The sequence below is a fragment of the Pseudomonas sp. genome, assembly GCF_040514055.1.
Taxonomy (GTDB): domain Bacteria; phylum Pseudomonadota; class Gammaproteobacteria; order Pseudomonadales; family Pseudomonadaceae; genus Aquipseudomonas.
Genome location: NZ_JBEVDL010000084.1, coordinates 71,992 through 78,505, shown reverse-complemented (window position 1 = coordinate 78,505; position 6,514 = coordinate 71,992). Strand labels below are relative to the sequence as shown.

Here is a 6,514-nt window from a genome sequence, read left to right as displayed (position 1 = left end):
TCCCCGGCCGGCAGCTCGACCCTGCCGCTGCGGTTGGGCACCAGGGCTTCACGCTCCTCACGGGTGCCGCTCAGTCCCTGTTCACCGACCTGGTTGGCCAGTTGGGGTTGGTCCGGGTAACGGCGTATGCCGGCCACCTGGGTGGCGGGCAGGGGAGGCAATTGTCCGCTGGACAGCCCCTCGACCTTAAGGGTCAGGCTGCGCGTCAGGGAATCGCCGACCCGGGGTTTGTCCGGCTCGGGGCTCCAGCGTTCTTCAAGGCCCAGGGATTTGGCCGGGAGCCAGGGCGCATCGCTCGGATAGCCGGCCGGCTGCGGTTTGACGATAAGGGGGATTTCCGGCGATTCGACCCGGGTCAACTTGCCGGGGCGTGGGCCGAAGGGCATGAACTCATCGTCCTGGGTCCGCTGCACCGGCGTGGCGCTGAACACCTGGGCGGGAATCTTCAGCTCGCCGCTGTGCTGCGGGTAGATGGCATACCGCAACTCGATGACCCCATGACGAACGCCATTGATCATTTTCTCGTAGGTGCGCGGCTCGCCCAGTTGCTCGACGCGAGCATCGGCCATCTGCAAGGGCGTCAGGCTGCTGTCATCGTAGAGCGAGACCGAGTGGTAGATGCGCAGCGTCAGCACCGTCTGGGCCTGCACATAGACCGTTTCCTGGTCGAGGCTGGCGTCGATGAAGATCGGGGCCAATTGGCCGTCGGTGGTCGGCGCCGTTCCGTTGCTTGCCTCTACCTGCAGGGTGATCGGCTCGCTTTGGGCGTCGCCCAGGTGCAAGGGCGGAATGATCACATAGCCGGTTTGTTTGGGCCGCAAGCTGATCATCCAGCGGGTGGTGGCCTGGGCCTTGCCATTGATGGTGCTCAGGCGGTTGAGTTGGCGAGTGCCGAGCACCTCGAACAGCGGCTCCAGTGGCGCCAAGTCGGGTTTGCCAAACAAGGTGGCGTCATCCGACTCCAGAATCAGCTCCAGGGATTCACTGGCGCTCAATCGCGTGCGGTCGACGCTGGCGGTAAAACCCGCCGCGTTGCTCGGTACGGCCCAGACGCACAGCAGCAGGGCGCTGAAGAGAAGGGCGGTCAGACGTTTCATCGGTTTTGTTCCTGACGCTGTTGCTGTTCGTACCAGAATTTGCGCCGCAGCAGTTCACCCGGATCATCCGGGATCTGCCGCAGCCATTGTTCCAGGGCCTGGCGGCGTTCGCCGTCGGCGGGCAGTGTTTCCCCCGTGGCCACGTCGGGCGAGCCGGGCTCGCTGCCAGGCGCCGCGCCCTCAGTTCCTGACGTGCCGGTGGTGGACGGCGCAGGTTCCGAGGTGGGTTCGCCGGGTTTGCCGGGTTGGCTGTCGGTCGTAGCGGGCGGGGTGTTGCCAGGCCCCGCTGGGGTTTTGTCTGGGCCAGGGTCGCCTGGACGCGCTGCTGACGGCTGTTGCTGACCCGTGGCAGCATCGTCTGCTTTGGGCTGTCCCTGGGGTTCGTTACCCGGCTGCGGATTGGCCTGGCCTTGCCCGGACTGCGGTTGTTGCTGCTGGGGTTTGTCCTGACCCTGCTGCTCCTGGGGCTGTTGCTCGGGCGGCTGTTGCTGCTGTTGCTGCTCTTGCTGTTGCTTCTGGCGCAACGCCGCCTCGACCAATGCCTTGTTCTTCAGCGCCGGGTCCAGGTCGGGTTGGCGCTCCAGGGCTTGTTCATAGGCATCCAGTGCCGCTTCCAGTGCATTGGCCTTGGCCAGGGCATTACCCCGGTTGTAGTGATCGGCGGCGCTGTCGCCACGGGCAAACCGTTCGGCGGCGCTGGCGTAGTCGCCGGCCTGATAGAGCGCCTGGCCTTGCCATTGCGGATCCTCGAAGCGTTGCGCCGCCTCCGCGGGACGTTGGGCCTGCAGCAGGCGCTGGCCCTGCTGGTCGGGTCGCAGCCAGAGGTCGGCGAATTCAAGCGCGTAGCTGGGTTGCGGCATCAGCCACAGCAACGGCAGGCACAACAGCCAACCACGCCGGCCCGCGCATGCGGCCAGCAGTAGCAGCGGCAACAGCAGCCAGTGGCCCTGATCGGCCCACGCCAACAGGTGGGTGGGTTCGCCTTCTTCGCGCATGGCTTGCGGCAGGCCCAGCAGGTCGAGCCGGCGCAGGTCGCTGTCATCCAGGCGGGCACGTTGGTAGTGCCCGCCGAGGTCCTCGGCAAAGGCGCGCAGGCCACTGCTGTCCAGGCGTGGCAGCAAGATGGCGCCGTTGGCATCCTTGAGGAAGCCGCCTTTTTCCTGGGGGATGGGGGCACCCTCGGCCGTACCGATACCGAGCATGCGCAGGCGCTCGCCCTGGCCGCCCAGGGCCTGGCGAATCCCCTGGCGCTCCTGTTCGTCCAGGGAACTGCCTATCAGCAGCAACTGCCCTTGCCCCTGGGCCCCTTGGTCCAGCAGGGCCAGGGCCTTGGCGACCGCGAGGTCCGCACGGTGTCCGGGGTCAGGCATGATCGAGGGGCTGAGCGCGTCCAGCAGATTACGGGTCGTGGCCAGGTCGTCGGACAGCGGCACCAGGGTATGGGCGCTGCCGGCGAACACCACCACGGCCGTTTGTGCGTCACGCCGCGCCTCGAGCAGATCCAGCAACTTGCGTTTGGCCTGTTCCAGGCGCGTCGGTGGCACGTCGTCAGCCAGCATCTGTGGCGTCAGTTCCAGCAGTACCACCAAGGGTGAGGCCGGTTTCAAATTCGGTTGTTCGACCCGTTGCCAACTGGGGCCCAGCAGCGCGAGCAGTGCCAGCGACCAGGCCAGTCCCAGCAGAACACCCGGCAGGCGACTGCCGCGGCGGTCGCCGCCACTCAGCAGTGCGGCATGGAAGGCTGGTGGAATCAGCGCTTGCCAGCGACCGGCCAGTCGCTGGCGGTGCCACAGGCGCCATAACAGCCATAGCAACAGCGGCAATAGCAGCAGCCAAAATGGCCGCAACCAGTGGGGCCAAAGGGTGGCAATCACGGTGCTCTCCTCGACCAGAACGGCCGACGGGTCAGCCAGACGGGACGTTGTGGCCACAGCGTCCGGGCTGCCAGCAGCACGCTGAGCAACAACGCGGCGGCCAGCGGCCAGCTGTACAGCGCGTGTTCGGGCCGCGCCTGGGTCGGCTGCTGGGCCACCGGCTCCAGGCGATCCAGGCTGGCCTCGATGGCCTGCAGTTCTTCGGCATCGCGCGCCCGGAAATATTCGCCGCCGGTGTGCTCGGCGATGGCGCGCAGCGTCGGCTCATCCAGGTCCAGGCCAGGGGTGAGACCGAACATGCCCAGCACCCCGCCTTGGGCGGGATCGGCACCAATGCCGATGGTGTAGATGCGCACCCCGGCTTCGGCGGCCAGGCGCGCAGCGGTCAGGGGGTCGATCTCACCACCGTTGTTGGCCCCGTCGGTGACCAGCACCAGCACCCGACTTTCGGCGGGCCGTTGGCGCAAGCGTTTGACCGCGAGGCCAATGGCATCGCCAATCGCGGTGTTCTTGCCGGCAATGCCGATCAGCGCCTCGTCCAGCCAGGTGCGCACGGTCTGGCGGTCAAAGGTCAGGGGTGCCTGCAGGTAGGCCTGGCTGCCGAACAGGATCAGGCCCAGTCGGTCACCGTGGCGGCCCTGAATAAAGTCGCCGATCAGGTGTTTGACCAGGGTCAGGCGACTGACCTCTTCACCTTGCCAACGCATGTCGGCGTAGTCCATCGAGCCCGAGACATCCACTGCCACCAGCAGATCCCGGCCGCTGGCGGGCAACGGCAGTGGCTCACCCACCCACTGCGGCCGCGCAGCCGCGACCACCAACAGCAGCCACAGCAGCACCAGCGGTGCCTGTTGGCGCCAGGTCGGCAGTTGGCGGCGGGCTCGGCGACTCACCAGGCTCTCCAGGTCGGGCAGGAAGCTGACCTTGAGGGCCGCTTCGCCGCTGTCGGCGGCGGGCAGCACTGCCCGCAGCAGCCAGGGCAGCGGCAGCAACAGAAAGATCCAGGGCCAACCGAACTCAAACATGTTTGCGTACCCAGGTGTCGATCGCCTGGGACAAGCCATCCACGGCCTTGTCCTCCAGCTGGCATTCGCCGCGGTAGGCACCCTCCACCAGGATCATCCAGCGGGTCAGGCCGGCCGCCGGGCAGCGGTTGTCGAGAAAGGCCAGCCAGGCACGACCGCTCAGGGTATGGCTATGGCTATCGGGGTATCGGGCTCGGCACAGGCGTTTGAGCAGCGCATTGAGCTGCTGCAGCCAGAGCGCAGCGGGGGCGCCGTCGTAGGGTTTGCGCAGGCGGGCGAGCTCGTCCAGGGCCGCTTGGCGCAAGGGGTCTAGGACCTGTTGGCGGTCCTTCGGTGTGGCTTTTTTCGACCCGTGACGGCGCAGCCGCCAGAGGCCCATCAGCAGTAATGGCAGCACCAGCGCTACAAACCACCAGCCCGGCGCAGGCGGCCACCAGGCGACAGGCGCGGGCGCCAGTAGCGGTTCCAGCTGATCGAGCGGGTTCATTTGCGCTTCCTCGGCCGTTGCGCGTTCAGGTGATCGCGCAGTTGTTCGACCATGCCGGCCTGGGTCCCCAGCGGTAGCAGTGGAACCCCCAGCTTTTGCGCCAGGCGCTGCCAGCGGGCCGATCGGGCTTCGCCCTGGGCACGGTAAGCCTGGCGGATGTCCGGCGCATAGGTGTCGAGCTCGAGCTGGGCACCGCGGTCGGCGAAACGCAGCAGCCCGGCTTCCGGCAAGGCGTGGTCGAGGGGGTCGGAGACTGGCAGCAACAGCAGGTCGGTATGCCGTGCGAGCAGGGTCAGCTGTTGCTCGCTGCTGTCGGACAAGGCCCGTTCGTCACAGAGCACTATCACCAGGCTGCCTGGGCGCAGCACCTCGCGCGCCCGGCGCAGGGCCAGTCCCAAGGTGTCGCGGTCGGCGCTCAGCTCGCTGTGCAGCGCCTGATTGGCTTTCACCAGGCGGCTGAGCAGCTGCAACAGGCTCTGCTTGCTGCGCCGCGGCTTGATCTCGTGGTGCTCCAGGTCACCGAAGACCAGGCCGCCGATACGATCATTGTGTGCCAGTGCCGCCCAGCCGATCAGGCTGGCGGCCTGGGCGGCCAAGACCGACTTGAAGATCAGGCCCGAGCCGAAGAACAGGCGCCGGCTTTGCTCGACGAGGATGTAGATCGGTCGCTCGCGCTCTTCATGGAATAGCTTGGTATGCGGCTCCTGGGTGCGGGCGGTGACTCGCCAGTCGATGGTGCGGACATCGTCGCCGGCCTGGTAGACCCGCACCTGGTCGAAGTCGACCCCGCGGCCGCGCAATTTGGAGTGGTGCAAGCCAATCAAGGGGCTGCGCCGACTGGGCGTGGAAAACAGCTGCACCTCGCGCACGCGGTGGCGCATCTCGAGCAGTTCGGCGAGGCTGACGCGGACTCCCGGTTCGGCAGGGGCGGTGTGCATGGGCGTTCTACAGGGACCTGGAATGAGCGTGCGGGATTATACGAAAATCACTGGCCAGGGCTGCATGGCCAGGCGCCGACGGCCGTGCTCAGGCCACGGCGACCACGTCGAGGATGCGTTGCACCACACGGTCCTGATCAATGCCGGCAGCTTCGGCTTCGAAGGACAGGATGATACGGTGACGCAGCACATCGAACAGCACCGCCTGGATATCCTCCGGGCTGACGAAGTCGCGCCCGGCCAGCCAGGCATGGGCGCGCGAGCAGCGATCCAGTGCAATCGAGCCACGCGGGCTGGCGCCGTAGGCGATCCACTCGGCCATTTCCGGATCGAATTTGCCCGGTGTGCGGGTCGCCATGACCAGCTGCACCAGGTATTCCTCCACGGCGTCAGCCATGTACAGGCCGAGAATTTCCTTGCGTGCCGCGAAAATCGCCTGCTGGCTGAGGCGGTGTTCGGGCTTGGTTTCGCCGTTCAGCGCTTCGCCGCGGGCCTGCTGGAGGATCTTGCGCTCCACCGCGGCATCCGGAAAACCGATTTTGACGTGCATCAGGAATCGATCCAACTGGGCTTCCGGCAGCGGGTAGGTGCCTTCCTGCTCGATCGGGTTCTGCGTGGCCATCACCAGAAACAGCGGTGACAGCTGATAGGTACTGCGCCCGACACTGACCTGCCGCTCGGCCATGGCCTCCAGCAGGGCCGACTGCACCTTGGCCGGCGCCCGATTGATTTCGTCGGCCAAGACCAGGTTGTGAAAGATCGGCCCCTGCTGAAAGACAAAACTGCCGGTTTCCGGTCGGTAGATTTCCGTGCCAGTGATGTCGGCGGGCAGCAGGTCAGGGGTGAACTGGATACGGTGGAACTGCGCCTCGATGCCTTCGGCCAGTTCCTTGATCGCCTTGGTCTTGGCCAGGCCCGGTGCACCCTCGACCAGCATATGGCCGTCGGCAAGCAAGGCGATCAGCAGGCGCTCGATCAATTTTTCCTGGCCAAGGATCTGACTGGAAAGAAACTGCCGCAACTCGAGCAAGGCGCTACGGTGGTTCAAGCCTTCCGAGGAAACTGTCATGGTGCTGCATCCGTGGTCTATGCG

At 66.3% G+C, this 6,514-nt stretch carries 6 protein-coding genes; all 6 read right to left on the bottom strand.

The window, feature by feature from the left end:
* Positions 1-1,097: BatD family protein (locus tag ABWY06_RS23480; RefSeq protein WP_353928011.1), on the bottom strand; the 1,097-nt coding region annotated here is incomplete at its 3' end.
* Positions 1,094-2,968 (bottom strand): VWA domain-containing protein, encoded by a 1,875-nt coding sequence (locus tag ABWY06_RS23475; RefSeq protein ID WP_353928014.1) that lies wholly within the window; start codon positions 2,966-2,968, stop codon positions 1,094-1,096. The genes ABWY06_RS23480 and ABWY06_RS23475, both read right to left, overlap by 4 nt.
* Positions 2,968-3,996, bottom strand: coding sequence for a vWA domain-containing protein (locus tag ABWY06_RS23470; protein ID WP_353928010.1), 1,029 nt, complete (start codon positions 3,994-3,996; stop codon positions 2,968-2,970). The genes ABWY06_RS23475 and ABWY06_RS23470 overlap by 1 nt, the downstream gene beginning before the upstream one ends.
* Positions 3,989-4,483, bottom strand: a complete 495-nt coding sequence (locus ABWY06_RS23465; protein WP_353928009.1) for a DUF4381 domain-containing protein — start codon at positions 4,481-4,483, stop codon at positions 3,989-3,991. Before ABWY06_RS23465 ends, ABWY06_RS23470 begins: the two co-directional genes overlap by 8 nt.
* Positions 4,480-5,421, bottom strand: coding sequence for a DUF58 domain-containing protein (locus ABWY06_RS23460; protein WP_353928008.1), 942 nt, complete (start codon positions 5,419-5,421; stop codon positions 4,480-4,482). Before ABWY06_RS23460 ends, ABWY06_RS23465 begins: the two co-directional genes overlap by 4 nt.
* 88 nt (positions 5,422-5,509) lie before the next feature.
* Positions 5,510-6,490, bottom strand: a complete 981-nt coding sequence (locus ABWY06_RS23455; RefSeq protein ID WP_353928007.1) for an AAA family ATPase — start codon at positions 6,488-6,490, stop codon at positions 5,510-5,512.
* Positions 6,491-6,514: the final 24 nt, after the last annotated feature.

Excerpts from the sequence above, each read along its gene's own strand:
- ABWY06_RS23470 (WP_353928010.1), bottom strand. The coding sequence starts at position 3,996 with ATGTTTGAGTTCGGTTGGCCCTGGATCTTTCTGTTGCTGCCGCTGCCC.
- ABWY06_RS23455 (WP_353928007.1), bottom strand. The coding sequence starts at position 6,490 with ATGACAGTTTCCTCGGAAGGCTTGAACCACCGTAGCGCCTTGCTCGAG.
- ABWY06_RS23460 (WP_353928008.1), bottom strand. The coding sequence starts at position 5,421 with ATGCACACCGCCCCTGCCGAACCGGGAGTCCGCGTCAGCCTCGCCGAA.
- ABWY06_RS23465 (WP_353928009.1), bottom strand. The coding sequence starts at position 4,483 with ATGAACCCGCTCGATCAGCTGGAACCGCTACTGGCGCCCGCGCCTGTC.